Genomic DNA, 23,584 nt, shown 5'->3' on the forward strand with positions numbered 1-23,584 from the left:
TTCGATAAAGCCTGATGAAGCGCTTTCTTACCCTGTGGGTAATCACTGACTCCGAGTTCGGGTTAAGCATCACTGAGAGCGCTGTCGAAGGGCTGTCTAGGCACCGTGGCCGTACCAGCCCATTGGTGCCAGCCTCCCTGGGGGCTGCGCCTGCAGCGCTAGCAGAGGAAGGCGCGATTGCGCTCCTCGTCCCGAAGAAGTCATCAGAGCTGATGGCCGCACTTATGAACGATTTGGGCGAATCTATTGCCGGTCGTACGTACATCTCGCACGGGCACGCGTGCGCGGTTGTACTGCTCGATGACGCAGCCGAAGCGATTGAGTTGACGGGGAACAAGGAACTCGCGCTGAACCTCGCTGGATATGAGATCTGGCCGTACCGCAATGGGCTCTTGCTAACGGACGAGGTGGTGGTGGAAACCCCAACCGCCCCGCCTACATGGGTCGCCCCCGTACCGATACGTCATGAAGATCTCGGTTTCGAAGCAGCAGCGCAGATCCGGCAATTTAACGGAAACATGGCCGTGTTTTCCCAGTTTGCGTCACAGTATGCAAGTGACCTCCAACCATTAGTTGACTGGCTGTACAACTCAATTGAGGACATCGCAGTTGAACTAGAACAGATATATAATCACACCGAGTTGGATGAACCTCAGGTACGAAGGTCAATCGCGCTAGAAAGTGTACTGGTCGAAACCAACTCGATTTTGACACTCTACTGTTCGCAGCTCGGCTCGGGGGCGCTGCCAGTGTTTCGGGGAACGTACCCAGTAGGCGAATATTCGCTCCTAGGCATTGGCGGGATGTGTCGCGAAGCGTGGCGGATCTACTCACACCTGAATGAGACATTCGCCAAATTTGACCATGTAGGGCGGATTCAGCGATGTTATCAGGCTCGCCCTCCTTTTGATCCGTTCGAGCCGTCCACCAGGACAGATTTCGGTACCTGGTACGGATCGAATATAGCGATACGCGACCTTGATGACGGGGTATCCGAGGGTTTCCGCTACCACATGCCAGTATTTAGCTCGCGGTGGGGATTTCATGAGTCGCTGCATTCGATAAGCCTGAGTTGGCAATGCATCTACGCCGCCGCGACCAAAGAATGGAATCTGTTGACCTTGACGCATGAATTTCTTCATGCTCATGTTCGTGATATCTTGGCAACGATTCTTGAAATGCCCGACAGCGCATCAGTTGAGGACTTGCTGAAGCGCTACAACGCCCGAGACATCGGCGCTAATGCTTTGGAATCTATGCAAGTAGCTTTCATCGAAGCACTTATTGGCTTGAATGGAAGCTCGCGCCTAGCGCAAGCAATTCACGGAGAAATCAACGAGGCCGAGTCTGTATCGGTGCCCGATTATCTTACTGAACAGTCGCTGCGCTTGTTGATGCGCTCCCAAAGTGGGATGGTTCACGAAATTATAGTGCATGTCCTCGACTTCTTATATGTCTATGACGCGCGCGAGGACGACTACATCAACTCAATATGGAGTTCGTGGTCTCTGATCCCGAGTGTGAGTGAACGAATTGAGCATTACGTGTTGCGCACAATTTGTGCGTTGTCGGCATCAAGCAACGATATAGGCCCGTCTCAAGAAATATTCGACGAGTGCGTCACTCGGTTGAAGACAGTTCTGCAGCAGATTGAGAATCGCCCAAGACTACGGCCGGCTATGCGGAGGGCGATCGAAGTACTCGAAAATGAAACTGCGCTGAAGCGAATTGGCACAGAGTTTATGGGTGCTCGATACGTCGTGCATTTGGTAAAAGCTTTTCTTTACGATCCAGAGCTGAATGCTGCATTGATCCGGGATACCAACACGACCGTCCAAAACGGCAGACCGACTTACGCGCTCAATGTTGGCGACTACACTGGTGATGATATTCAGAGCCCGATCGCCTTTCTTCTCGACCGTTTCGGCGGATACTCCGACCAAGGCGGCGCGCCTGCGGTCGAGTATGAGACCCTCTGGCAGATGCTTCAGTTAAGTTAGGACTCGCAACATGGCGCTGGGCATTCATGAGCAACGTCGCTACACGTCTGTGCTGGTTTGCCACGATAACTTGCGCGACTTTCCTACTTTTAGGAAGCTACTCGCGGGTTCGGTCGGTTCACATCGCTCAGTACGCCTTCCAGAAACCGAGTGGGCCGTCCATAGATTTGAGTATCTCGCCAGCCGGAGTCTGTACCCCGGCCATATCGTCTCGGCCGACGACAGACGTAGGGGCGACCGATACGCCCACGACGTGTACTTCGCGACCCGGGAACCTCTGCGCTCCGTTAACACGCCGGTGATCCTCTTGGCCTCGCCATACGTACGACTTTTATCGTTAATCACTAGCGATCTACGAAGAAAGCTGGACCATCCCGCTCCGCGTTACGTATCCGTGGACATGGCATCGGTCTATCAAACGTTGTCGGATGGCTCAGTAGGTGAGCTGACGGCTACGAAGGTAACGATGCAAATGCTCTCCGAACCTACGCTGGAATTGGTGTCACTCGCCGGCGCAACCCACTTCATTCCGAGCTACACGCTGCTATTAAGAATGTTGCTGCTCCGTATTCCATTAGAACTGAAGTTTCGGGAGAGAATAGTAAGTGTCGGGTGAACATAGACAGACACGGCAACTTCTGGTGGTTTCAAGCTGAGGAGAAGCGATTCGCGCTCCCGCTAAACGTGATTGATCGATTAGATGAGACTGGGTCGCTTAAACTTACGCGAACGCGACCACTCGATCGTGCTGAAGATGAGGACGATGAATGATATCGCTGCGTGACTTCGAAACCCTCACCCTGACCGACCTTCAGAACCGGGACCTCGCCTGCCGGTTCTTGGCGATACTTCTTCGCAGAGGGGAACTTGCGCTGCTCCTCGGTGCTGGTGTGAGTCGAGGTGTGGGGCTTCCCAACTGGAATGATTTGGTAGCCGGATGCGAAGCAGCGGTTGGAATTAACTCAACCCCTGACCGATCCTCGCAAGATCTAATGAAGGCAATCGATACAGTACGGCGGACGCTAGAGAGAAATAAGGATCCACGAACTCTAGACCAGCTGGTCCGCGAAAACTTGTACCGCCCAGATGACCTCCGAGCGGGCGAATACCCTCAGAGCATTATGGGCAATCCGATGCTGACCGCTTTGGGCGCTATAGTGATGGCTTCGTCTCGCGGTTCCGTCGGGGATGTGTTTACGTTAAATTTCGATGATTTGTTGGAATGGTACCTTCATTTGCACGGATTCAGCACGCAGGTGGTTTCGGAGTTTCCCACCTACTTGAGGGGCGATGTGGACGTCACCGTGTTCCATCCACACGGGTTTATGCCACTCGTTGAGAAAAAGTACCCAAAGACCGAGTGGCTCGTTCTTTCGTATCAGGATCTTATTTCGAGATTGTCTGCAAACGCCGACGCTCCGTGGCCGACCTTGTTGGGCAGCAGGTTTCTTTCGAAAAGGTTTCTTGCCATTGGGACAAGCATGAACGACGTCGATATCGACGTGCATCTTGCGCGTGCACGCCGAGATATTGGTGGGCGAGGTTTGATTGGATTTGTGCTGACTTCGGGTCTCTCGAAAGAACGGGAAGATGAACTACTTGAAGTAGGCCTTGTACCCATCATCGTACCGAGTGTCGACGACATGCCCACGTTCATTCTTGATGTGTGCCGGACCGCCGCCACCCTTTAGTCATTCTGCGGCGGTGACGTCGATGCCATCCCCAACTGTCTGCCAGAAAAACGGCAGGAAATGAACAGCCTTCTAGCACCTACCCGCAGCTTCTGGGCATCCTCTCAGCCCCATGCTCAGCGGGACAGCGCCTAGCTTGTCAACAGGCCAATCGAGGCGTCAGCCGTCGGACAGCAGCACGTCCGCGTCGAAGCAGGTGTGAGCCCCGGTGTGGCAGGCGGCGCCGATCTGGTCGACCTCCAGCAACACGGTGTCGCCGTCGCAGTCCAGCCGGACCGAGTGCACGTACTGGGTGTGCCCCGAGGTCAGGCCCTTGACCCACTGCTCGCCGCGGGACCGCGAAAAGTACGTGGCCTCACGGGTTTCCAGAGTGCGGGCCAACGCGTCGTCGTCCATCCAGGCGACCATCAGCACCTGACCGGTGGACCGCTCCTGCGCCACCGCGCTGAACAGCCCGTCGGCGTTGCGCTTGAGGCGCTTGGCGATATTGGGATCGAGAGCCATTACCGCACCACAATCCCTTCCGCCGCCATCGCAGCCTTCACCTGGCCGATGGTCAGTTCCCGGAAATGGAACACACTGGCGGCCAGCACCGCGTCCGCGCCGGCCTGCACGGCAGGCGCGAAGTCGGCCACCGCACCGGCACCGCCGCTGGCGATCACCGGGACCCCGACCGCGGCACGGACCGCGCGCAGCATCGGCAGGTCGAAGCCGGCCTTGGTGCCGTCGCGATCCATCGAGTTGAGCAGGATCTCGCCGACCCCGAGTTCGGCGCCCCGCGCGGCCCACTCGATCGCGTCGATTCCGGTGCCGCGGCGCCCACCGTGGGTGGTGACCTCCCACCCCGACGGGGTGGGCTGATCGCCGGCAGGCACGGTGCGGGCGTCGACACTGAGCACGATGCACTGGGAACCGAACTGGCGCGCCATCTCGGCCAGCAGTTCGGGCCGGGCGATCGCGGCGGTGTTGACCGACACCTTGTCGGCACCGGCGCGCAGCAGCACGTCGACGTCTTCGACCGCGCGCACGCCGCCACCGACGGTCAGCGGGATGAACACCTGCTCGGCGGTGCGCTTGACCACCTCGAGCATGGTGGCCCGGCCCGACGAGGATGCGGTCACGTCGAGGAAGGTCAGCTCGTCGGCGCCTTCGGCGTCGTAGGCGGCGGCCAGTTCGACGGGATCGCCCGCATCCCGCAGGTTCTCGAAGTTGACCCCCTTGACCACCCGGCCGGCGTCGACGTCGAGGCACGGGATGACCCTGGTTGCCACGTCACTGATGGTGCTCACAGGTAGTCCTCCGGATTGCCAGCGGATTTCACGATTTCCAGCATGCGTTCGTGCACGCCGGGTGCGGCGGCCAGCGCCGACTTGGACTCGGCCGTCCACGGATCGCCGGCCAGGTCCGTCACGATGCCCCCGGCAGCCCGGACCAGCGCCACGCCGGCGGCATGGTCCCAGATGTGGTGCCCGAAACTGATGGCTCCGCCCAAGATCCCGGCGGCCACATAGGCCAGGTCCACCCCCGTGGCGCCGTGCATGCGAACGCGCGAGCACACGCGGCTCAGGTTGGACAGCACCTCGACTCGGTAGCGGCCCGGGAACCGGCCGCGGGAATCGATGTTGAAGGTCTGGATGCCGACGATCGAATCGGTCAGGGTCGGTGACCCCAGTGGCGGCAGCGCGGTGCCATTGTCCCGCACCGGACCTCCGGCCAGCGCCGAATACCGCTGTCCGGTGAACGGCAGCCAGGTCAGGCCGGCGACCGGCTCGCCCTCGGCCAGCAGTCCGAGCAGGATGGCCGCCATCGGCGAACCGGCCGCGTAGTTGAACGTGCCGTCGATCGGGTCGAGCACCCACACCAGCGGTGAGTCGATGGGCTCCCCGCCGAATTCCTCGCCGTGGACCCCGATCCCGGTCGCCTCGGTCAGCGCCCGCACCACCTGCCGTTCGATCGCGAGATCGACCTCGGTGGCGAAGTCGTTGCCCTGCTTGGTGACCGCGGAATCCGCGCGGTGCCCGGCGATGAACGGCACCGACGCCGCGTCGAGGATCTCGGTCGCCGCAGCTACCAGTGCGGCCAACTTCGACGGATCCAGGTCACCCACCTCGCTTATCCGCTGACCGCGGCCAGTGCCTGCGGCAGAGTGAATCGTTCGGCGTAGAGCGCCTTCCCGACGATCGCGCCCTCGACACCGTGGCCGGTCAGGGTGGCGATCGCCCGGAGGTCATCGAGGCTGGACACCCCGCCCGAGGCGATCACCGGGGCGTCGGTGCGGTCGGCGACCGCGGCGAGCAGTTCCAGGTTGGGACCGGTGAGGGTGCCGTCCTTGGTGACGTCGGTGACGACGTAGCGCGAACATCCCTCGCGGTCAAGGCGATCCAGCACCTCCCAGAGGTCGCCGCCGTCGGTTTCCCAGCCGCGGCCGCGCAGGCGCCAGCTGTCGTTCTCGAACTGCACGTCCAGCCCGACGGCCACCCGGTCGCCGTATTCGGCGATGGCGCGGCGGCACCACTCGGGGCTTTCCAGCGCCGCGGTGCCGATGTTCACCCGCGCACAACCGGTGTCCATGGCGGCCTTCAGCGAATCGTCATCGCGGATCCCGCCGGACAACTCGACTTTCACGTCGAGCTTGCCGACCAGGTCGGCCAGCAGTTCGCGGTTGCTGCCGCGCCCGAAGGCGGCGTCCAGGTCCACCAGGTGGATCCACTCGGCACCGTCACGCTGCCATGCCTGCGCGGCTTCCAGCGCCGAACCGTAGTCGGTCTCACTGCCTGCCTTGCCCTGGACAAGGCGCACCGCCTTGCCGTCCACCACATCGACAGCCGGCAACAGAATCAAACTCACAGTCCCTCAACCCAATTCGCGAGAAGCGTCGCACCGGCGTCGCCACTCTTCTCCGGATGAAATTGCGTGGCCGACAACGCGCCGTCTTCGACGGCAGCGATGAAGGGCACATGATGCGTCGCCCAGGTGACCAGTGCGTCCGGATTACCGGACCACTCCTGGGCGGCATACGAATGCACGAAATAGAAGCGTGTTGCGGCGTCGAGCCCCTTGAACAGGGTGCTGCCTGCGGCGGCGTCGACGACGTTCCACCCCATGTGTGGAATCACCGGGGCGTCCAGTCGGGTCACCGAGCCGGGCCACTGCGCGCAACCGGTGGACTCCGTCCCGAATTCCACCCCGCGGGCGAACAGGATCTGCATGCCGACGCACACCCCCAGCACCGGACGACCGTGCTGCAAGCGGTCGGCGATGATCTTCTCGCCACCGATCGCCCGGAGTCCGGTCATGCAGGCCTCGAAGGCACCGACACCGGGCACCACCAATCCGTCGGCTGCCGCGGCAGCGCCTGGATCGGCCGTCACTTCGACGTCGGCACCGACCCGCTCCAGCGCACGCTGAGCCGAGCGGAGATTGCCCGATCCGTAGTCGAGAACGATGACTTTCTTGGTCACAGAGTGCCTTTGGTCGACGGAACGCCGGTCACCCGGGCGTCGTACTCGACGGCCTGGCGCAACGCGCGGGCCACAGCCTTGTACTGCGCCTCGGTGATGTGGTGCGGGTCGCGACCGTAGAGCGTGCGCACGTGCAACGCGATGCGGGCGTTGAACGCCAGCGATTCGAACACGTGCCGGTTGATCACGGTGTGGTACGGCGCCTGCGATCCGGCGATGGTGAACTCCACCATGAAATCCGGTTCCCCGGTGTGCACGAAATATGGCCGGCCGGACACGTCGACCGCGGCGTGCGCGAGGGTCTCGTCCATCGGGATGAACGCGTCGCCGAACCGGCGGATGCCCTTCTTGTCACCGAGAGCCTGGCCGAGAGCCTGGCCCAGCACGATCGCGGTGTCCTCGATCGTGTGGTGCCCTTCGATCTCGATGTCGCCCTTGGCGTGCACCGTGAGATCGAAACTGGCGTGGGTGCCCAACGACGTCAGCATGTGGTCGAAGAACGGCACACCGGTGTCGATGTCGACGACGCCGGTGCCGTCGAGGTCGATCTCGACGACGATGTCGGATTCCCTGGTCTTACGTTCGACCTTCGCGCGACGGGTCACGATGCTCCTACCGGGCTGTTGGCTGGCTGAAGTTCGGTGGCGGACAGATCGGCGCTGGCGGCCAGGAACGCATCATTCTCCTCGGCCAGACCGATTGTGGTGCGCAGGAAGCCGGGGATGCCGACATCGCGGATGAGGATCCCCTTGTCCAGGTAGCGCTGCCACGTCGCGGGTGCATCGGCGAACTCGCCGAACAGCACGAAGTTGGCATCACTGGGGATCACGCGATAGCCGAGGCGATGCAGTTCCGCACTCACCCGGTCCCGTTCGGCGGCCAGCATCGCAACACTGCCCAGGGTGTCGTCGGCGTGACGCAACGCCGCGCACGCGGCGGCCTGGGTGAGCACGGACAGGTGATACGGCAGGCGCACCAGCAGCAGCGCGTCGATCACCGCGGGCGCGGCGGCCAGGTAGCCGAGCCGTCCACCGGCGAACGCGAACGCCTTGCTCATCGTGCGGGTGACGATCAGCTTGGCCGGGAACTCGTCGATCAAGGTGACCGCGCTGGGCTGCGACGAGAACTCGCCGTAGGCCTCGTCGACGATCAAGATCCCACCGGGCATCGCTTGCAGCAGCCGGCGCAGGTCCTCGATCGAGACACTCTGGCCCGACGGGTTGTTGGGGCTCGCCACGAACACCACGTCGGGTGTGCGCTCCTCGACCGCGGCGACGGCTGCGTCGACGTCCAGTCCGAAGTCTGCCGCGCGGGCCGCCTGCAGCCACTCGGTCTGGGTGCCGTCGGAGATGATCGGGTGCATCGAGTACGACGGCACGAACCCGATCGCCGTACGTCCCGGCCCGCCGAAGGCCTGCAGCAGCTGCTGCAGGATCTCGTTGGAACCATTTGCCGCCCAGAGGTTGTCGACGGTGAGCTGTACACCGGTGGCCGCGGTGAGATACGCCGCCAGATCAGTGCGCAACGCCACCGCGTCACGATCGGGATAGCGGTGCAGCTCGGCGGCGGCCCCGCGGACCGATGCGGCGACGTCGTCGATCAGGGCCTGCGTCGGCGGATGCGGGTTCTCATTGGTGTTGAGCCGTACCGGAACCACCAATTGCGGTGCCCCGTAAGGCGATTTCCCGCGCAGGTTCTCGCGGAGCGGCAGATCGGCCAGCGTCACATCCCGTGCGCTCATCAGTGCCTTCTGCTCTTCGCGCAAGCGCTCATCACCGTTCGAACCTCCGTCGTACCGCCTCGCCGTGCGAGGGCAGGTTTTCCGCCTTGGACAACGTGATCACATGTCCGGAAACGTCTTTGAGTGCGGCCTCGTCGTACTCGACGACGTGGATGCCGCGCAGGAAGGTCTGCACGGACAGGCCGCTGGAATGCCGGGCACAGCCCGCGGTCGGCAGCACGTGGTTGGAGCCTGCGCAGTAGTCACCCAGGCTGACCGGAGACCAGGCACCCACGAAAATGGCTCCCGCGGAACGAATCCGGCCGGCCACGCCGGGCGCGTCCTGGGTCTGGATCTCCAGGTGCTCGGCGGCGTAGGCGTTCACCACCCGCACCCCGGCCTCGATGTCGTCCACGAGCACGATCGCTGACTGCTTGCCCGAAAGGGCTACTCGGACACGGTCGACGTGCACCGTGGTGGCCAACTGGCGGGTGAGCTCGCGATCGGTGGCCGCGGCCAATGCCTCACTGTCGGTGACCAGCACGCTGGCCGCCATCTCGTCGTGCTCGGCCTGGCTGATCAGATCCGCGGCGACGTGCACCGGGTCGGCGGTGTCGTCGGCCAGGATCGCGATCTCCGTCGGGCCCGCCTCGGCGTCGATGCCGACCTGCGAGCGGCAGATCCGCTTGGCGGCGGTCACGTAGATGTTCCCGGGACCGGTGATCATGTCGACGGGGGCCAGTTCGGCACCGTCGGTATCCGTGCCGCCGTAGGCCAGCAGCGCCACCGCCTGCGCACCACCAACAGCCCACACCTCGTCGACGCCGAGCAGCGCGGCGGCGGCCAGGATGGTCGGGTGCGGCAGGCCCGCGAAATCAGCACTGTTCGAGGCCTGCGGCGGGCTGGCGATCACCAGCGAATCGACACCGGCGGTCTGGGCGGGCACCACGTTCATCACGACGCTCGACGGGTACACCGCGTTGCCGCCGGGCACGTACAGCCCGACGCGCTCCACCGGCACCCAGCGTTCGGTGACGGTGGCACCGGGGGCCAGCGTGGTGGTGGTGTCGGTGCGGCGTTGATCGGCGTGCACCGCGCGCGCCCGGTCGATGGCCACCTGCAGTGCGGCGCGAACGTCAGGGTCGAGGTCGGCCAGCGCGGCTGCCAGCCGGGCCGCGGGAACCCGCACGGTGTCGGGGCGGATGCCGTCGAAGGTATGGCCATAGTCCAGTGCGGCCGTCGCGCCGTGCTCGGCGACCGCCTCCACGATCGGGCGGACCTTGGGCACCACTGCGTCCACATCGACTCCGCCGCGGGGCAGCGCGGATCGCAACTGCGCGGCGTTCAGCACACGGTTACGCAGGTCGATACGGGACATCTCAAACTCGGCCATCGGTTCAATTGTCCCTGATCAGTCCAGTTGATAAAAATCCGTCGCCCACTGCCGCCGGCCCGACGCGCCGTAGGGTGGTTTCAGCCTGCCGAACGGAGCCCCAGATGTCCGCGAAAGACCACCCGAACAACGCCCCCGGCGTACCGATGCTCATACCGCCCGCGCTGGAGCGGTTCCAGATCAAGTACATCAACCCGCTGGTGAAACCATTTTCCAAGCGCTTGCCGGGGTTCACCGTGATCAAGCATCGGGGTCGCACCTCCGGTACGCCGTACGAGACGATCGTCACCAGCTACCGCAAGGGCAATGTTTTCGCGGTGACGCTCCTGCACGGCAAGACCAACTGGGTGAAGAACGTGATCGCGGCGGGAGGGGCCGACGTGCACCTGTTCCGCGGCGACATCAAGATCACCAATCCGCGCGTGCTGCCGGCGGGCACTGACGATCCGACACTCCCCCGGATCCCCCGGAATGCGGCCCGCCGGATGGGCGTCTTCGTCGCAGATATCGTTTGACATCGTCGCCAGACTGCATACATGACCTGGCAGATCTGGCTCGCGTTTCTCGGCGCTTCGATCGCCATCAGTCTGTCCCCCGGAGCCGGGGCGATCCAGTCGATGGCGACCGGCCTGACCCATGGCGTGCGCCGTGGGTCATGGAGTGTGCTCGGACTCCAGATCGGGCTGCTGGCGCAGCTGGTACTGGTCGCCGTCGGCCTCGGCGCCGTCGTAGCCAAGTCGATGCTGGCCTTCCACATCGTCAAGTGGATCGGTGTGGCGTATCTGATCTACCTGGCGATCCAACAGTGGCGTAGCGCCTCGCAGGATCTGCGCGCCCGGATGGGCGGTGCGGGCGAGCGGGGCCGGTTGGCCTTGGTGCTGCGCGGATTCCTGGTGAACACCACCAACCCGAAGGGTTTGGTGTTCCTGGTCGCGGTGCTACCGCAATTCGTGGTGCCGACCGCTCCGTTGCTGCCGCAGTATCTGGTGATCGGGGCGACGATGGTCACCGTCGACGTGGTCGTGATGAGCCTCTACACCGGACTGGCCGCGCGGTTGCTCAACTGGCTGCAGACACCGCGGCAGCAGACCATCCTCGGCCGGGTGTTCTCCGGGCTGTTCGCGACCGCCGCCGTGGTGCTCTCGCTGGTGCGTCGCGGCGCGACTGCCTAGCCTGCCTCCAACCACAACGCCGCGGTTTGCAGTCACTATCAGGCAGCAATCCGCGGCGTTGTTGATGGACGAATGGCTGCGGATCAGGTGTCCAGCCCGATGTCGAGCACCCGCACCGAATGGGTGAGGGCGCCGATCGCGAGGTAGTCGACCCCGGTGCCGGCGTAATCGGCGGCGCTGTCCAGCGTCAGGCCACCCGAGGATTCCAGCAGCGTCTTGGGCGAGCGCGTGTCCCGGCGCTGAACCGCGATCTGGGTCTGCCAGACCGGGAAGTTGTCCAGCAGCACCAGTTCCACGTCGGCCGAGAGCACATCGTCGAGTTGTTCGAGCGAATCGACCTCGACCTCGCACGGCAGGTCCGGCGCCTCGGCCCGGACCGCCTTGAGCGCGGCCAGCACCGACCCGGCCGCGGCGACGTGGTTGTCCTTGATCAGGGCGGCGTCGCCCAGGCCCATCCGGTGGTTGACGCCGCCACCGACACGCACCGCGTACTTCTGCAGCGCACGCATACCCGGCAGCGTCTTGCGGGTGTCCCGGATCTTGGCGTTGGTACCGGCCACCGCGTCGACCCAGGCAGCGGTCGCGGTGGCGATCCCCGACAGGTGGCACATCAGGTTGAGCAACGTGCGTTCGGCGGTGAGCAGCCCGCGGGTCGACGCCTCGACCGTCAGGATCGCCGAACGGGCGTCCAGCCGGGCACCGTCCTCGACACGGTTGATCACGCGGTAGCCATCGGCACCGAGCACCTCGTCGAGCACCATCAGCGCGATGTCGACACCCGCGGCCACGCCTGGCTCCCGATTGACCACCGAGGCGGTGGTCATGGCGTCGGCGCCCACGGTGGCGAGCGTCGTGATGTCCGGGCCGTAGCGCAGGTCCTCTTCGAGCGCGCGCGCGATCGTGGCACGCGCCTCGGCCAGCTCGATATCCGAAAGCGCCATCAGCACACCGCCGTTGCGGTGTCGAGGGCGGGACGGCCGGCTACGGCGCGAATCGTCACGGAATGCTCCTGAGCGGGGTCGGTTTCGGGGTAATCGCCGCGATGGTGGCAGCCACGGCTTTCGGTACGGGCCAGGGCGGCGACGGCAATTGCCTGCGCCGTCGCGGTGAGGGCCGCGTCCTCGAAGCTCTGACGGTTGGCGGGCTGCACCGATCGCGCGCCGGCCAGAACGGCATCGAGCCGGCGCAGGCCATCGGCGTCGCGGACCACTGAAGCATGCTCAGACATGGCGTGCTGCAGGACATCTCGGTCGACCGCGTCTTGACGGCGGTCCTGCGGCGCCTGTGCGCGCACCGGGCCCGCCGCAGCGGCGTGCTCGGCGGCCAGCCGACCGGCCCGGCCGCCGACGACCAGCCCTTCCAGAAGACTGTTGGAGGCCAACCGGTTCGCCCCGTGCATCCCCGTGCGGGCCACTTCGCCCGCGGCGAACAGCCCGGGCAGTTCGGTACGGCCCTGCACGTCGGTGACCACGCCGCCACAGCTGTAATGGGCGCCCGGAACCACGGGGATGGGTTGACGGGTCGGGTCCACACCGGCCGCCGCGCACGCCGCCGCCACCGTGGGAAACCGGTCGGCGAACCGGGTGATGCCCCGGGCGTCGAGGTACGCGCACGGATCGCCGGTGGCACTCAGCCGGGCGTTGATCGCTGCGGCGACCACGTCGCGTGGGGCCAGGTCCCCCATCGGGTGCACCCCGTCGGTTACCGAGTTACCTTGCGAGTCAACGAGTACGGCGCCTTCGCCGCGCAGCGCTTCGGTGATGAGAGGGCGTCGCCCGCCCCCGTTCTCGGCATACAGCATCGTCGGGTGGAACTGGACGAACTCGATGTCGCGGACCGGGACGCCGGCCCACAGCGCGAGGGCGATGCCGTCACCGGTCGAGCCGCTCGGGTTGGTGGTGGCCGCGTATACGTGGCCGAGGCCCCCCGTCGCCAGGATGACCGACGGCGCGTGGATGATGCCGACGCCGTCCTCATTGCGGACCAGCACCCCGGTCACCGTGGCCTCGTCGCGCAGGACCTCCAGCGCCACATGGTCACGGCGGATGTCGAGAGTGGCGGCCGCAGAGTCGAGAGCCCGTTGCACCTCGGCCCCGGTGGCATCGCCGCCTGCGTGAATGATCCGGCGCCGGGTGTGCCCACCCTCGCGGGTCAGCGCCCAACGCCCGGGAGCGGTTTCATCGAACTGTGCGCCGTCGGCCACCAGATCGGCGACCGCGTCATAGCCGGCCGCGACGATGGAGCGCACCGCGTCCGGGTCGCACAGGCCGCCGCCGGCGGCCACCGTGTCGGCGACGTGCGCCTCGACGGAATCGTCGGTGTCGGGTAGCACGACGGCGATCCCGCCCTGGGCGTAGAAGGTCGCGGTCTCGCGGGCCTTGCTCAGCACCACCACCCGGCGGCCGCGGCGGTGCGCGGCCAGGGCTGCCACCAGGCCCGCGACCCCGGTACCGACCACGACGACGTCAGCGCGTTGCTGCCACAGCGTTGAACTGCCGCAGGCGAAGCGGCTTGATCCCCGGGCACTGCCCGTCGGAGTCATTCGCCGCCGCCGGGCTGGCCAATCGCAATCATGCGCTGCACGCTGGCACGACCCAGGCGAGCGGTATCGGGATCGACGTGCACCTCATCGGCGCCTTCGATCAGGCAGCGCAGCAGCGCAGCCGGAGTGATCATCTTCATGTAGGTGCACGACGCGCGATCGTTGACGGCCAGGAAGTCGACTTCGGGTGCAGCCCTGCGCAACTGGTGCAGCATGCCGACCTCGGTCGCGACCAGCACCTGCCGCGCCCGGGTCTCGCGCGCCGCGTCGAGCATGCCGCCGGTGGACAGGATCTTCACGCGATCCTCGGGAACCGCGCCCTCGCCGGCCAGGTAGAGCGCCGAGGTGGCACATCCGCATTCGGGGTGCACGAAGAGTTCGGCGTCCGGGTGCGACCGGGCCTGGGCCGCCAGTTCGTCGCCGTTGATCCCGGCGTGCACGTGGCATTCGCCGGCCCATACGTGCAGGTTCTTGCGCCCGGTGACGCGCCGGACGTGCGCACCCAGGAACTGATCCGGGCAGAACAGCACCTCGCGGTCCTCGGGTATCGAGGCCACCACCTCGACGGCGTTCGACGAGGTGCAGCAGATGTCGGTCAGCGCCTTCACCGCGGCGGTGGTGTTGACGTAGGACACGACGACCGCGCCGGGGTGCTCGTCCTTCCAGGCCTGCAGTTCGTCGGCGGTGATCGAATCGGCCAGCGAGCAACCGGCCCGCTGATCCGGGATCAGCACCGTCTTGTCCGGGCTGAGGATCTTGGCCGTCTCGGCCATGAAGTGCACGCCGCAGAACACGATGGTGTCCTCGGGGGCCTCTGCGGCGATCCGCGAGAGCGCCAGAGAATCGCCGACGTGGTCGGCGACGTCCTGGATGGCCGGCAGCTGGTAGTTGTGTGCCAGCAGCGTCGCACCGCGCAGGTCGACCAGACGACGGATCTCAGCAGCCCATTTCTCGTCGCCTTCGACGCCGGAATAGCCACCGGGGCCATCGACGATCTGATCTGCCAAGCCCCCCGAGAGGGTGCCATTGAGAGCGGTCACGCCGACCTCCTCCACTACGTCAGGTTTTCGACTTATAATCGAAAACATGCCACATGGTAACACCGCGCACGAAGTGCTCGCCGTCGTGTTCCAGGTTCGCGGCCTCGACACCAGGCAGCCCAGCCTCAACGTGCTGCTATGGCAGCGTGCGCTCGATCCGGAGCGGGGCAAATGGTCCCTGCCGGGCGGACGACTGGACGACGACGAGGATCTGACCAGCTCAGTGCGGCGACAGCTCGCCGAGAAGGTTGACCTGCGTGAAATCGCCCACCTGGAGCAGCTGGCGGTGTTTTCCGACCCGGTTCGGGTGCCGGGCATCCGGACGATCGCATCCACGTTTCTGGGCCTGGTGCCCTCCCCGTCCACCCCGGCCCTGCCGCCAGACACCCGCTGGCACCCGGTCAGCGACCTGCCCCCGATGGCCTTCGACCACGCGCCGATGGTCGAACACGCACGCACCCGGCTGGTGGCCAAGATGTCCTACACCAACATCGGATTCGCCTTGGCGCCAAAAGAATTCGCGCTCTCGACGCTTCGGGACATCTACAGCGCCGCGCTCGACCACCAAGTCGACGCGACCAACCTGCAGCGGGTTCTGGAACGCCGCAAGGTCATCACCCGCACCGGAACCACCGCCCGCTCGGGCCGCAGCGGGGGGCGCCCTGCCGCCCTGTACCGATTCACCGACTCGCGGTACCGCGTCACCGACGAATTCGCTGCTCTACGCCCTCCCGGGTGAGTCGACTGGATTCTTAGACCCTTCTTAAGCAAGAATGCCCGGATGGACTTGGGCAGTGCGGCCAGCGTCTCCGGAGCCGAATGGATCGGTCGGGCACCTCACGAGGACCTCGACCCGGCCGCTCGACCCGTACTCCCCCACAAAGACGCGTTCTATGTGCCGCCTGCGGGGTTCCAGCACGCCGAACCGGGCACCGTCCTTCGCAGCCGCGACGTCGAACTGGCGTTTCTGGGCCTGATCCCGCAGCGCCTGCAGGCCACGCAGCTGCTGTACCGCTCCACCGACCGCAACGGCCTCGCAGAAGCCGCCGCCACCACCGTCATCGTCCCGGCCGACGCCGCGGCGGACTGTCCGATCGTGTCGTACCAGTGCGCGATCGACGCGATCTCGGCCCGATGCTTCCCGTCCTATGCCCTGCGCCACCACGCCAAGGCCACCGGCGCCCTGGCCCAGCTGGAGTTCCTGCTGATCTCGGCCGCCCTGGCCGAGGGCTGGGCCGTCTCGGTTCCCGACCACGAGGGCGTCAACGGCATGTGGGGCGCGCCCTACGAGCCGGGCTACCGGGTACTCGACGGCCTTCGCGCGGCGATCAACACCGAACACCTGGCGCTGTCGCCGACGACGCGCATCGGCCTGTGGGGATACTCGGGCGGCGGTCTGGCCAGTGCCTGGGCCGCCGAGATGGCCGGCAGCTACGCACCTGAGCTCAACATCGTCGGCGCCGTCCTCGGCTCGCCGGTCGGCAATCTCGGAAACACCTTCCGCCGGCTCAACGGCACGGTGTTCTCGGGCCTGCCCGCCCTCGTGGTGGCCGCGCTCGCCGACATCTACCCCAATCTCAACCAGGTCATCGCCGAGCACGCCACGACCGAGGGACGCAAAATCCTCGACCGGTTGCACCGCATGACCACCGTGGAAGCCGTCGTGCGGATGTTCCGGACCGACATGGCCGACCTGGTCGACATGCCGCTGGACGAGATCCTCGACGGGCCCGAGGTCAGTGAGGTGTTCGAAGACACCAAACTCGGTGTGGCCGTGCCGGTTCCGCCCGTGCTGATCGTGCAGGCCGTGCACGACGAGATCATCTCGGTCGGCGACATCGACGAACTCGCCGATACCTATCTGGCCGGCGGCGCCGACGTGACCTATCACCGCGACATGTTCAGCGAACACCTGCTGCTGCACCCGTTCTCGGCGCCGATGGCGCTGCGCTGGCTGACCGACCGGTTCGCCGATCGCCCGCTGACCGCCAACCTGGTGCGGTCCAAGTGGCCGACGCTGCTCAACCCGATCACCTACATGGGCATGGCGCGGCTGGCCGGAATCGCCACCAAGGTCGCCTTGGGGGGCACGGTCCGGCGACGCCCGCTCTGACCTACCGGGAGCCTGCGGGCATGCGGAGATGTCCCGTCAAGCCCCCGGGGAACTGACCACCGGCGGAATCACCGGATACGTCGGCGTCTGCACAGGGGGCCAGGCGCCCAGATCATCGCGAACCGTCGAGACCGCGATCAACGCGTAGACCATCGCGGCCATCGCGGCCGGGAACAGGATGGTGCCGGCAATCTGCAGCGGCGTGTGCCCGAAGAAGACCGACGCCGCTTCCACCACATAGTGGACACGGTTTTCCGGGGTGACCGGTGCACCCGCGATGTCGAGCGAACCGAACCGCCAATGAGCAAGTGCCGCACCGACACCCGCGGCCACCGCCGTGGCCACCGCACAACCGACGGACAACGCGGCGACCAGAACCGGCCCGCGGTGCGGGGTCCACTGCCACAGTGCCACCGCCGCCACGACGCCCAGGACGACGAGCAAGCCGACGAACATGAACGCCGAGGTGAAGAAGTGGTCGGATTCGCCGCCCAGGTAGGCGTGCACCCGGTCACCGCTGCGGGTCAACGCCACGACGCCGTGCACTCCCGGGGCCAGGAACGCCCACAGTGCACCGAGGACGGCACCCGCCACGGCAAGAGCCGCGATGACGATCAACACCGCCCGCTGACGCGAAACGCGCGGTGCGCCGGGGATATCGGCAGCGCCCGGTTGAACCGACAGCGTCTGCTCTTCGCCCGAGAGGCTCATCGGGGCCTTCTGCTCTTCGCCCGAGAGGCTCATCGGGGCCTTCTGCTCTTCGCCCGAGAGGCTCATCGCCGCGCATCCAGGTCCGTCGAATCCACCTGCCCATGCCGCGAACACTTGGCCCACCACCCGGTCGGCCGCACCTGGACGATCATCCGGCGGCCGCACTCGGCACAGAACCGGGGCGGTTCCAGGCCGAGCTGAGCCGCGGTGGGAAGCGCAGCTCCGTTCGCCGCGTCAGCCTGGACCCCGGTGTAGACGTTGTAGAGGCCGGCGCCGACGGGCGCGGGCAGAGCCGGCGTTTCAGCCATCTCGGAGATCATCACCACCCTGTTCTACAGGCTGGCGTTGAGGGCCTTGATCGGCATCTGCAGATCGTCGAGCAATTCCAGGTCCGACTCGGCCGGGCGCCCCAGCGTGGTCAGGTAGTTGCCGACGATGACGGCGTTGATGCCGCCCAGGATGCCCTGCTTGGCGCCGAGGTCACCGAGGGTGATCTCACGGCCACCGGCGAAGCGCAGCATGGTGCGCGGCAGCGCCAGCCGGAACGCGGCCACCGCCTTGAGCGCCTCCGACGCCGGCAGCACCTCGAGATCGCCGAACGGCGTGCCCGGGCGAGGGTTGAGGAAGTTCAGCGGCACCTCGTGCGGGTTCAGCTCGGCCAGGTTGGCGGCGAACTCGGCACGCTGCTCCAGCGTCTCCCCCATGCCCAGGATGCCGCCGCAGCAGACCTCCATACCGGCCTCACGCACCATCTCCAGCGTGCCCCAGCGCTCTTCCCACGAGTGGGTCGTGACGACATTGGGGAAGAACGACTGTGCCGTCTCCAGATTGTGGTTGTAGCGGTGCACGCCCATTTCCTTGAGGCGGTCCACCTGCTCCTGGGTCAGCATGCCCAGCGAGCACGCGATCTGGATGTCGACCTCGTTGCGGATCGCCTCGATACCGGCGGCCACCTGGGCCAGCAGCCGCTCGTCGGGGCCACGCACCGCAGCCACGATGCAGAACTCGGTGGCACCGGTCTTGGCGGTCTGCTTGGCGGCCTCGACCAGGCTCGGGATGTCGAGCCAGGCGCTGCGCACCGGGGAGGCGAACAGACCCGACTGCGAACAGAAGTGGCAGTCCTCCGGGCAGCCGCCGGTCTTGAGGCTGATGATGCCCTCGACCTCGACCTCGGGACCGCACCACTTCATCCGGACCTCGTGGGCCAGGGCCAGCAGCTCTTCGAGCTGGTCGTCGGGCAGCTGCAGCACCTGCAGCGTCTGATCCCGGTCGAGGCCGACGCCACGCTCCAGAACCTGCTCGCGAGCCATGCCCAGTACGTCTACGGCTGCCTGCGTCACCGAAAAGTCCTCCTGTGGATCGTCTGCCGGCCGAGCCGACAATTGAACACCGTTCAGGCTAGGGTAACGGTGTGCAACTCCACAAACCCGACGTGGTGGATGCGGCGACGGCCATCCTGGACAACTACGGCATCGCCGACCTGACGATGCGGCGCCTGGCCCGTGAGCTCAATGTCAGCCCGGGCGCGCTGTACTGGCACTTCGCCAACAAACAGGAACTGCTCGGCGCCGTCGCCGACCGCATCCTGCAGCCCGCCCGCACCGAGGGCGCCCCGACGGCCTGGCCGGGCCGAATCCACCAGACCTGTGTGGCATTGCGTGACGCACTGCTGTCGCACACCGACGGTGCCGAGCTGGTCTCGTCCAGTTTTGCCGCCGGGCAATCCCAGATCGTCGGCGAAATCGTGGCGCAGCTCGCCGATGCCGCGAAGCAGGCCGGCGTGACGTCGCCGGATGACGAATTGGCCGCCCGCACGGTGCTCTATTACGTCCTGGGCTTCACCGCCGACGAACAGTCCCGGCTGCAGTGGGATGCGGCGGGAGCACTGGCGGATGAGCAGTCGGTGCTCGACCGCGACACCTCGCGGCAATTCGCCTTCGGCCTGCAGTTGCTCGTCGACGGCTTGGCCGTGCGGGGCGCCAGCACGCTCAGCTCCGGACGCGACATCTCGCGACACAGCCAGGGCTGATCGCCGGCCGATCAACCGATCGGGTGCTCCACCCGCTTGTCGCCGTCCCAGTGCCGTAGCCCCGTCACCTGGCCGACGATCTCCGAGGGGCGTCCGGCGATCCGCACGGCGGTGGCCAACCTGGCCGGAGCCACCCGTCGGGCCAGCGTCACGTGCGGGGTCCAGTTCGCCGGTTCCGCGTGCGGCATCGGGGCCGGGTCCATGAACGGCAGGCACAGTCGGTACGTATCGGCCTGGACGGCGAGCAGCTCGTCGGTCGGCACCAGCAGCCGCGCCAGCACTCCGGCCGAACGCCCGAAGATCAGGGTCGCACCGAGCCGGCACGGCAGCGGGAATCGGTCCACGAGCTCGGTCAGCACGGCGTCGGCCTCGGGGTCGATGCGCTGGGCGACAGTGAGCGTCGCGTGCGGCCGGCCGGCCGGAGCCTGGCTGGGAATGTCTTTGTCGCGCAGTGCATCCCATATGCCACGGATCACGGCCTCGGTGTCCGGGTCGAAGACCAGCTCGACGGAGTGCACCATCTCAGATCAGGCCGATCAGCCAGTCCCGGTCGAAGGCATCGGCGCAGATCTTCTCGAACTCCGCGGCACTCGCGCCGCCCGCCCCCGCGGGCAGCACGGCCCGAAGTGGCGCCAGTTGCGCCAGGGCCTCTCGGTTACCCGACTCCGTGACGCCGGGGTTCTCCGGCCATGCACCGATCACCAGACCGGCACATGGAATCCCCTGCCCAGCAAGAGATTCCAATGTCAACGCGGTGTGATTCAGGGTCCCCAGCCCGGGAGCCACCACCACCAGGACGGCGGCGGCCAGGTCGGCGGCCAGATCACGCACCGTGACACCGTCGTCGCCCAATTCGACGAGGAGTCCACCGGCACCTTCGACCAGGGTCAGCCCGCCGGGAATCTCGGCGCCTCGCACCGCGGCCACCAGCTCCGCGCGGGTCGGCAGCGCACACCCGGCCCGGTGCGCGGCTGCGACCGGGGCCAGCGGCTCCGGATAACGCCATCCCCCATGCAGGTTGCCCACCCCGGACAACCGGTTCACCTCAGCGAGGTCGTTGTCGCCGTCGACGGTTCCGGTCTGCACCGGCTTGCACACCGCGACATCGAGGCCGGCCAACCGGGCCGCACACGCCAGCGCGGCGGTCGTCACCGTCTTCCCGACACCGGTGTCGGTACCCGTGACGACCAGCGTGCTCACAACAGGGCCTTCGACAGCACCTCGGTCAGCACCTGGCGGGCCAGGTCCATCTCGTCGGCGGTCAGCGAGGCCCGTGCGGTCAAGCGCAACCGCGAGGTGCCCTCCGGCACCGTCGGCGGACGGAAGCACCCCACCCGCACCCCACGGTCCAGGCACGCGGCGGCCGCGGCCACCGCCACCTCGGGCTCACCGAGGATCACCGAGACGACCGCGGAGTCCGGCACCGCGGTGTCCCCGGAAATCCGGGCGAGTTCCGCCGCATGGTCCAACACGGCCTGAGCTCGCTGAGGTTCGGCGATCAGCACTCGCAGGGCGGCCCACGCGGCGCCGACGGCCGCCGGCGCCAGGCCGGTGTCGAAGATGAACGGACGGGCCGCGTCGATGAGATGGGCGCGGATCGCCTCCGGGCCGAGCACCACGCCACCCTGGCTGCCCAGCGCCTTCGACAGCGTCGTCGTCATCACCACGTCCGGCGCCCCGGCCAGGCCGGTCTCGTACACCAGACCCTGGCCACCCGGGCCGCGCACGCCCAGCCCGTGCGCCTCATCGACGAGCAACAACGCCCCGTGGCGGCGGCAGACGGCATGCAGCTCACGCAACGGCGCCAGCGCGCCATCGGTGCTGAACACGGACTCGGTCAGGACCACCGCGCGTTCCTCGGTGCGCGCCGACAGCGCGGCATCCACCGCGTCGACGTCACGATGTGGAGTGACGGTCACCCGGGCTCGCGACAACCGGCAGGCGTCGACGAGCGACGCGTGCGTCAGCGCATCGGAAACCAGCAGCGAGCCGGGACCGGACAAGGCGACGACGGCGCCCAGGTTGGCGGTGTAGCCCGAGGAGAAGACCAACGCCGACTCGGCGCCGACGAACGTCGCCAGGGCGGTTTCGAACCCTTCGTGCAACTCGGTGTTACCGGTGACCAGGCGTGATCCACCGGCACCTGCGCCCCAGGTCCGCAACGCCTCGATGCCACCGTCGAGCACCTCCGGGTGCTGCGACAGCCCCAGGTAGTCGTTGGAGGCCAGGTCCAGCTCGGTGGCGACGGCAGGGCGGGTGCGCAGCTCGCGACGTAGGCCGGCCTTCCGGCGCTGCTGCTCGACGTCTGCGAGCCAGGCCAGCGGTGAAAGATCCGTGCGCGTCACGTGATGCTCCTCTGTGAACCTGTCGACCATTGAACACCGTTCAGGTTAGTGCACGAGCCACGCCGACCATGCCTGCGGTGATCTGTTCCACCTCCGCGGGCGTGCAGATGAAGGGCGGCATGGCATAGATCAACTTGCCGAACGGGCGCAGCCAGAGCCCATGCTGCAAGGCCGCCAAGGTGGCCACCCGCATGTCCACCGGCTCGCGCATCTCGATCACACCGATGGCGCCGAGCACCCGGACATCGGCGACGCCCGGCAGGGTGCGGGCCGGCTCGAGTCCTTCCCGCAGCCCGGCCTCGATCTCGGTCACCCGGGTCTGCCAGTCGCCGCCGATCAGCAGTTCCACCGCAGCGACACCGACGGCGCAGGCCAGCGCGTTGGCCATGAACGTCGGTCCGTGCATGAGAGCGCCGGGCTCCCCCGCGCTGATCGTCCGTGCGATCTCCCCGGTGCACAGCGTGGCGGCCAGGGTGATGTAGCCGCCGGTCAGCGCCTTGCCCACGCACATGATGTCCGGGCTGACCCCGGCGTGTTCGGCGGCGAACAGCTTTCCGGTGCGGCCGAATCCCGTGGCGATCTCGTCGAAGATCAGCAGTACATCGTGGCGATCACAGATCGTGCGCAGGTCGGCCAGGTACCGGGGATCGTGAAAACGCATGCCCCCGGCGCCCTGGACGACGGGTTCGACGATCACCGCGGCGAGCTCGTCGGCGTGTTCGGCCAGCTGTCGCTCGAATGCCGCGCTGTAGGCCGGTTGATAGTCGGCGGGCACGGGCGGTGCGAAGACTTGCTGCACCAGGACCGAGTTTTCCCCGGACCACAGCTCGTGCATGCCGCCGTCCGGATCGCACACGCTCATCGGGGTGAAGGTGTCGCCGTGGTAGCCGCCGCGCCAGGTCATCAGGCGGTGTTTGGAGCCTCTGCCCAGGCTGCGCCAGTACTGCAGCGCCATCTTGACGGCCACCTCGACGGACACCGACCCGGAATCGCTGAAGAACACGGTCTCCAGACCCTCGGGCGTGAGCTCGACCAACAGCTGCGCCAGCCGTGCGGCCGGTTCGTGGGTCAGGCCGCCGAACATGACGTGGTTCATGGTGGCGAGCTGGTCGTTGATCGCACGGTCCAGTACCGGGTGTCCGTGTCCGTGCACGGCGGTCCACCAGGACGCCATCGCATCGATCACCTCGATCGGTGCGCCGTCGGTAGGGTCGATCACAGTCAGCCACGCGCCTTTGGCACCGACCGCCACCACCGGCGGAAGCGCCGCCGAGCCCATGGCACTGTAGGGATGCCAGATGTGGGCGGCGTCGATGGCATTGATCTGCGCTGGTGTCAGCTCAGCCACAGTCGGGCAGCCTAGCGCT

General features: G+C 66.3%; 25 protein-coding genes. 7 read left to right on the forward strand and 18 right to left on the reverse strand.

Annotated elements, in window-relative coordinates; all coding sequences use genetic code 11:
- Positions 1-125 precede the first annotated feature (125 nt).
- Complete coding sequence (locus tag ACNQVK_RS20940) at positions 126-2,000, forward strand: hypothetical protein (RefSeq protein WP_418031032.1); 1,875 nt, start codon at positions 126-128, stop codon at positions 1,998-2,000.
- A 767-nt stretch (positions 2,001-2,767) separates the two neighbouring features.
- Complete coding sequence (locus ACNQVK_RS20945; protein ID WP_418031033.1) at positions 2,768-3,691, forward strand: SIR2 family protein; 924 nt, start codon at positions 2,768-2,770, stop codon at positions 3,689-3,691.
- A 159-nt stretch (positions 3,692-3,850) separates the two neighbouring features.
- On the opposite strand, the gene hisI is transcribed toward ACNQVK_RS20945, so the two are convergent.
- From hisI to hisD, 8 genes are read right to left on the reverse strand one after another with little or no spacing between them, the layout of a single operon-like run.
- On the reverse strand, positions 3,851-4,195 hold the full coding sequence (gene hisI / locus ACNQVK_RS20950) for a phosphoribosyl-AMP cyclohydrolase (RefSeq protein WP_418031034.1): 345 nt from the start codon (positions 4,193-4,195) through the stop codon (positions 3,851-3,853).
- Positions 4,195-4,980 (reverse strand): imidazole glycerol phosphate synthase subunit HisF, encoded by a 786-nt coding sequence (gene hisF, locus ACNQVK_RS20955; protein ID WP_418031035.1) that lies wholly within the window; start codon positions 4,978-4,980, stop codon positions 4,195-4,197. The genes hisI and hisF overlap by 1 nt, the downstream gene beginning before the upstream one ends.
- Positions 4,977-5,807, reverse strand: coding sequence for an inositol monophosphatase family protein (locus ACNQVK_RS20960; protein WP_418034244.1), 831 nt, complete (start codon positions 5,805-5,807; stop codon positions 4,977-4,979). Before ACNQVK_RS20960 ends, hisF begins: the two co-directional genes overlap by 4 nt.
- A complete protein-coding gene (gene priA / locus ACNQVK_RS20965) occupies positions 5,804-6,538 on the reverse strand; it encodes a bifunctional 1-(5-phosphoribosyl)-5-((5-phosphoribosylamino)methylideneamino)imidazole-4-carboxamide isomerase/phosphoribosylanthranilate isomerase PriA (RefSeq protein ID WP_044518436.1) in 735 nt (244 codons plus the stop codon). The genes ACNQVK_RS20960 and priA overlap by 4 nt, the downstream gene beginning before the upstream one ends.
- On the reverse strand, positions 6,535-7,152 hold the full coding sequence (hisH, locus tag ACNQVK_RS20970; RefSeq protein ID WP_418031036.1) for an imidazole glycerol phosphate synthase subunit HisH: 618 nt from the start codon (positions 7,150-7,152) through the stop codon (positions 6,535-6,537). The genes priA and hisH overlap by 4 nt, the downstream gene beginning before the upstream one ends.
- Positions 7,149-7,757, reverse strand: a complete 609-nt coding sequence (gene hisB / locus ACNQVK_RS20975; RefSeq protein WP_418031037.1) for an imidazoleglycerol-phosphate dehydratase HisB — start codon at positions 7,755-7,757, stop codon at positions 7,149-7,151. Before hisB ends, hisH begins: the two co-directional genes overlap by 4 nt.
- A complete protein-coding gene (locus tag ACNQVK_RS20980) occupies positions 7,754-8,893 on the reverse strand; it encodes a histidinol-phosphate transaminase (RefSeq protein WP_418031038.1) in 1,140 nt (379 codons plus the stop codon). Before ACNQVK_RS20980 ends, hisB begins: the two co-directional genes overlap by 4 nt.
- Positions 8,894-8,924: 31 nt before the next feature.
- A complete protein-coding gene (hisD, locus tag ACNQVK_RS20985; protein ID WP_418031039.1) occupies positions 8,925-10,265 on the reverse strand; it encodes a histidinol dehydrogenase in 1,341 nt (446 codons plus the stop codon).
- Positions 10,266-10,369: 104 nt separating this feature from the next.
- Between hisD and ACNQVK_RS20990 the strand changes: the two genes are divergently transcribed.
- Together ACNQVK_RS20990 and rhtB are read left to right on the forward strand one after the other, a co-directional pair.
- Positions 10,370-10,780, forward strand: a complete 411-nt coding sequence (locus ACNQVK_RS20990; protein ID WP_044518426.1) for a nitroreductase family deazaflavin-dependent oxidoreductase — start codon at positions 10,370-10,372, stop codon at positions 10,778-10,780.
- A 21-nt stretch (positions 10,781-10,801) separates the two neighbouring features.
- Positions 10,802-11,437: a homoserine/homoserine lactone efflux protein gene (gene rhtB / locus ACNQVK_RS20995; protein WP_418031040.1), complete on the forward strand. Its 636-nt coding sequence runs from the start codon at positions 10,802-10,804 to the stop codon at positions 11,435-11,437.
- A gap of 83 nt (positions 11,438-11,520) precedes the next feature.
- On the opposite strand, the gene nadC is transcribed toward rhtB, so the two are convergent.
- Genes nadC through nadA form a run of 3 tightly spaced genes read right to left on the reverse strand, consistent with a single transcriptional unit; the run spans position 11,521 to position 15,019 of the window.
- Positions 11,521-12,378: a carboxylating nicotinate-nucleotide diphosphorylase gene (nadC, locus tag ACNQVK_RS21000; RefSeq protein ID WP_211154286.1), complete on the reverse strand. Its 858-nt coding sequence runs from the start codon at positions 12,376-12,378 to the stop codon at positions 11,521-11,523.
- Complete coding sequence (locus ACNQVK_RS21005; RefSeq protein WP_418031041.1) at positions 12,378-13,979, reverse strand: L-aspartate oxidase; 1,602 nt, start codon at positions 13,977-13,979, stop codon at positions 12,378-12,380. Before ACNQVK_RS21005 ends, nadC begins: the two co-directional genes overlap by 1 nt.
- Positions 13,976-15,019, reverse strand: a complete 1,044-nt coding sequence (gene nadA, locus ACNQVK_RS21010; protein WP_044519506.1) for a quinolinate synthase NadA — start codon at positions 15,017-15,019, stop codon at positions 13,976-13,978. Before nadA ends, ACNQVK_RS21005 begins: the two co-directional genes overlap by 4 nt.
- Before the next feature lie 46 nt (positions 15,020-15,065).
- Between nadA and ACNQVK_RS21015 the strand changes: the two genes are divergently transcribed.
- Complete coding sequence (locus ACNQVK_RS21015) at positions 15,066-15,758, forward strand: NUDIX hydrolase (RefSeq protein WP_418031042.1); 693 nt, start codon at positions 15,066-15,068, stop codon at positions 15,756-15,758.
- Positions 15,759-15,800: 42 nt separating this feature from the next.
- Entirely contained in the window at positions 15,801-17,132 is a 1,332-nt protein-coding gene (locus ACNQVK_RS21020) for a lipase family protein (RefSeq protein WP_418031043.1), read from the forward strand.
- A 36-nt stretch (positions 17,133-17,168) separates the two neighbouring features.
- Here the strand turns inward: ACNQVK_RS21020 and ACNQVK_RS21025 are convergent, their stop codons facing one another.
- The 3 genes from ACNQVK_RS21025 to bioB are packed head-to-tail and all read right to left on the reverse strand — an operon-like array spanning position 17,169 to position 19,153.
- Positions 17,169-17,909, reverse strand: coding sequence for a DUF2567 domain-containing protein (locus ACNQVK_RS21025; protein ID WP_418031044.1), 741 nt, complete (start codon positions 17,907-17,909; stop codon positions 17,169-17,171).
- Entirely contained in the window at positions 17,906-18,151 is a 246-nt protein-coding gene (locus ACNQVK_RS21030) for a hypothetical protein (protein ID WP_418031045.1), read from the reverse strand. Before ACNQVK_RS21030 ends, ACNQVK_RS21025 begins: the two co-directional genes overlap by 4 nt.
- 24 nt (positions 18,152-18,175) lie before the next feature.
- Positions 18,176-19,153, reverse strand: a complete 978-nt coding sequence (bioB, locus tag ACNQVK_RS21035; RefSeq protein WP_044518412.1) for a biotin synthase BioB — start codon at positions 19,151-19,153, stop codon at positions 18,176-18,178.
- Positions 19,154-19,254: 101 nt separating this feature from the next.
- Between bioB and ACNQVK_RS21040 the strand changes: the two genes are divergently transcribed.
- Positions 19,255-19,872 (forward strand): TetR family transcriptional regulator, encoded by a 618-nt coding sequence (locus ACNQVK_RS21040; RefSeq protein WP_418031046.1) that lies wholly within the window; start codon positions 19,255-19,257, stop codon positions 19,870-19,872.
- A gap of 11 nt (positions 19,873-19,883) precedes the next feature.
- Here the strand turns inward: ACNQVK_RS21040 and ACNQVK_RS21045 are convergent, their stop codons facing one another.
- The 4 genes from ACNQVK_RS21045 to ACNQVK_RS21060 are packed head-to-tail and all read right to left on the reverse strand — an operon-like array spanning position 19,884 to position 23,565.
- Positions 19,884-20,393 carry a 2'-5' RNA ligase family protein gene (locus ACNQVK_RS21045; RefSeq protein ID WP_418031047.1) on the reverse strand — a complete coding sequence of 170 codons (510 nt, stop codon included), beginning with the start codon at positions 20,391-20,393 and terminating at the stop codon, positions 19,884-19,886.
- Position 20,394: 1 nt separating this feature from the next.
- On the reverse strand, positions 20,395-21,072 hold the full coding sequence (gene bioD / locus ACNQVK_RS21050) for a dethiobiotin synthase (protein WP_418031048.1): 678 nt from the start codon (positions 21,070-21,072) through the stop codon (positions 20,395-20,397).
- Complete coding sequence (locus tag ACNQVK_RS21055; RefSeq protein ID WP_418031049.1) at positions 21,069-22,217, reverse strand: 8-amino-7-oxononanoate synthase; 1,149 nt, start codon at positions 22,215-22,217, stop codon at positions 21,069-21,071. The genes bioD and ACNQVK_RS21055 overlap by 4 nt, the downstream gene beginning before the upstream one ends.
- 40 nt (positions 22,218-22,257) lie before the next feature.
- Complete coding sequence (locus tag ACNQVK_RS21060) at positions 22,258-23,565, reverse strand: adenosylmethionine--8-amino-7-oxononanoate transaminase (RefSeq protein WP_418031050.1); 1,308 nt, start codon at positions 23,563-23,565, stop codon at positions 22,258-22,260.
- Positions 23,566-23,584: the final 19 nt, after the last annotated feature.

Origin of the sequence: Mycobacterium sp. 134 (assembly GCF_048282715.1) — a bacterium.
Classification (GTDB): Bacteria; Actinomycetota; Actinomycetes; order Mycobacteriales; family Mycobacteriaceae; genus Mycobacterium; species Mycobacterium septicum.

What these genes read in the sequence shown, in the direction of transcription:
- bioB (WP_044518412.1), bottom strand. Translation starts at nt 19,153, where the DNA reads ATGGCTCGCGAGCAGGTTCTGGAGCGTGGCGTCGGCCTCGACCGGGAT.
- ACNQVK_RS21025 (WP_418031044.1), bottom strand. Translation starts at nt 17,909, where the DNA reads ATGAGCCTCTCGGGCGAAGAGCAGAAGGCCCCGATGAGCCTCTCGGGC.
- ACNQVK_RS21020 (WP_418031043.1), top strand. Translation starts at nt 15,801, where the DNA reads ATGGACTTGGGCAGTGCGGCCAGCGTCTCCGGAGCCGAATGGATCGGT.
- hisD (WP_418031039.1), bottom strand. Translation starts at nt 10,265, where the DNA reads ATGGCCGAGTTTGAGATGTCCCGTATCGACCTGCGTAACCGTGTGCTG.
- ACNQVK_RS20990 (WP_044518426.1), top strand. Translation starts at nt 10,370, where the DNA reads ATGTCCGCGAAAGACCACCCGAACAACGCCCCCGGCGTACCGATGCTC.
- ACNQVK_RS21015 (WP_418031042.1), top strand. Translation starts at nt 15,066, where the DNA reads ATGCCACATGGTAACACCGCGCACGAAGTGCTCGCCGTCGTGTTCCAG.
- nadC (WP_211154286.1), bottom strand. Translation starts at nt 12,378, where the DNA reads ATGGCGCTTTCGGATATCGAGCTGGCCGAGGCGCGTGCCACGATCGCG.
- ACNQVK_RS21030 (WP_418031045.1), bottom strand. Translation starts at nt 18,151, where the DNA reads ATGGCTGAAACGCCGGCTCTGCCCGCGCCCGTCGGCGCCGGCCTCTAC.
- ACNQVK_RS20980 (WP_418031038.1), bottom strand. Translation starts at nt 8,893, where the DNA reads ATGAGCGCACGGGATGTGACGCTGGCCGATCTGCCGCTCCGCGAGAAC.
- hisI (WP_418031034.1), bottom strand. Translation starts at nt 4,195, where the DNA reads ATGGCTCTCGATCCCAATATCGCCAAGCGCCTCAAGCGCAACGCCGAC.
- ACNQVK_RS21005 (WP_418031041.1), bottom strand. Translation starts at nt 13,979, where the DNA reads ATGACTCCGACGGGCAGTGCCCGGGGATCAAGCCGCTTCGCCTGCGGC.
- ACNQVK_RS20945 (WP_418031033.1), top strand. Translation starts at nt 2,768, where the DNA reads ATGATATCGCTGCGTGACTTCGAAACCCTCACCCTGACCGACCTTCAG.
- ACNQVK_RS21045 (WP_418031047.1), bottom strand. Translation starts at nt 20,393, where the DNA reads ATGGTGCACTCCGTCGAGCTGGTCTTCGACCCGGACACCGAGGCCGTG.
- rhtB (WP_418031040.1), top strand. Translation starts at nt 10,802, where the DNA reads ATGACCTGGCAGATCTGGCTCGCGTTTCTCGGCGCTTCGATCGCCATC.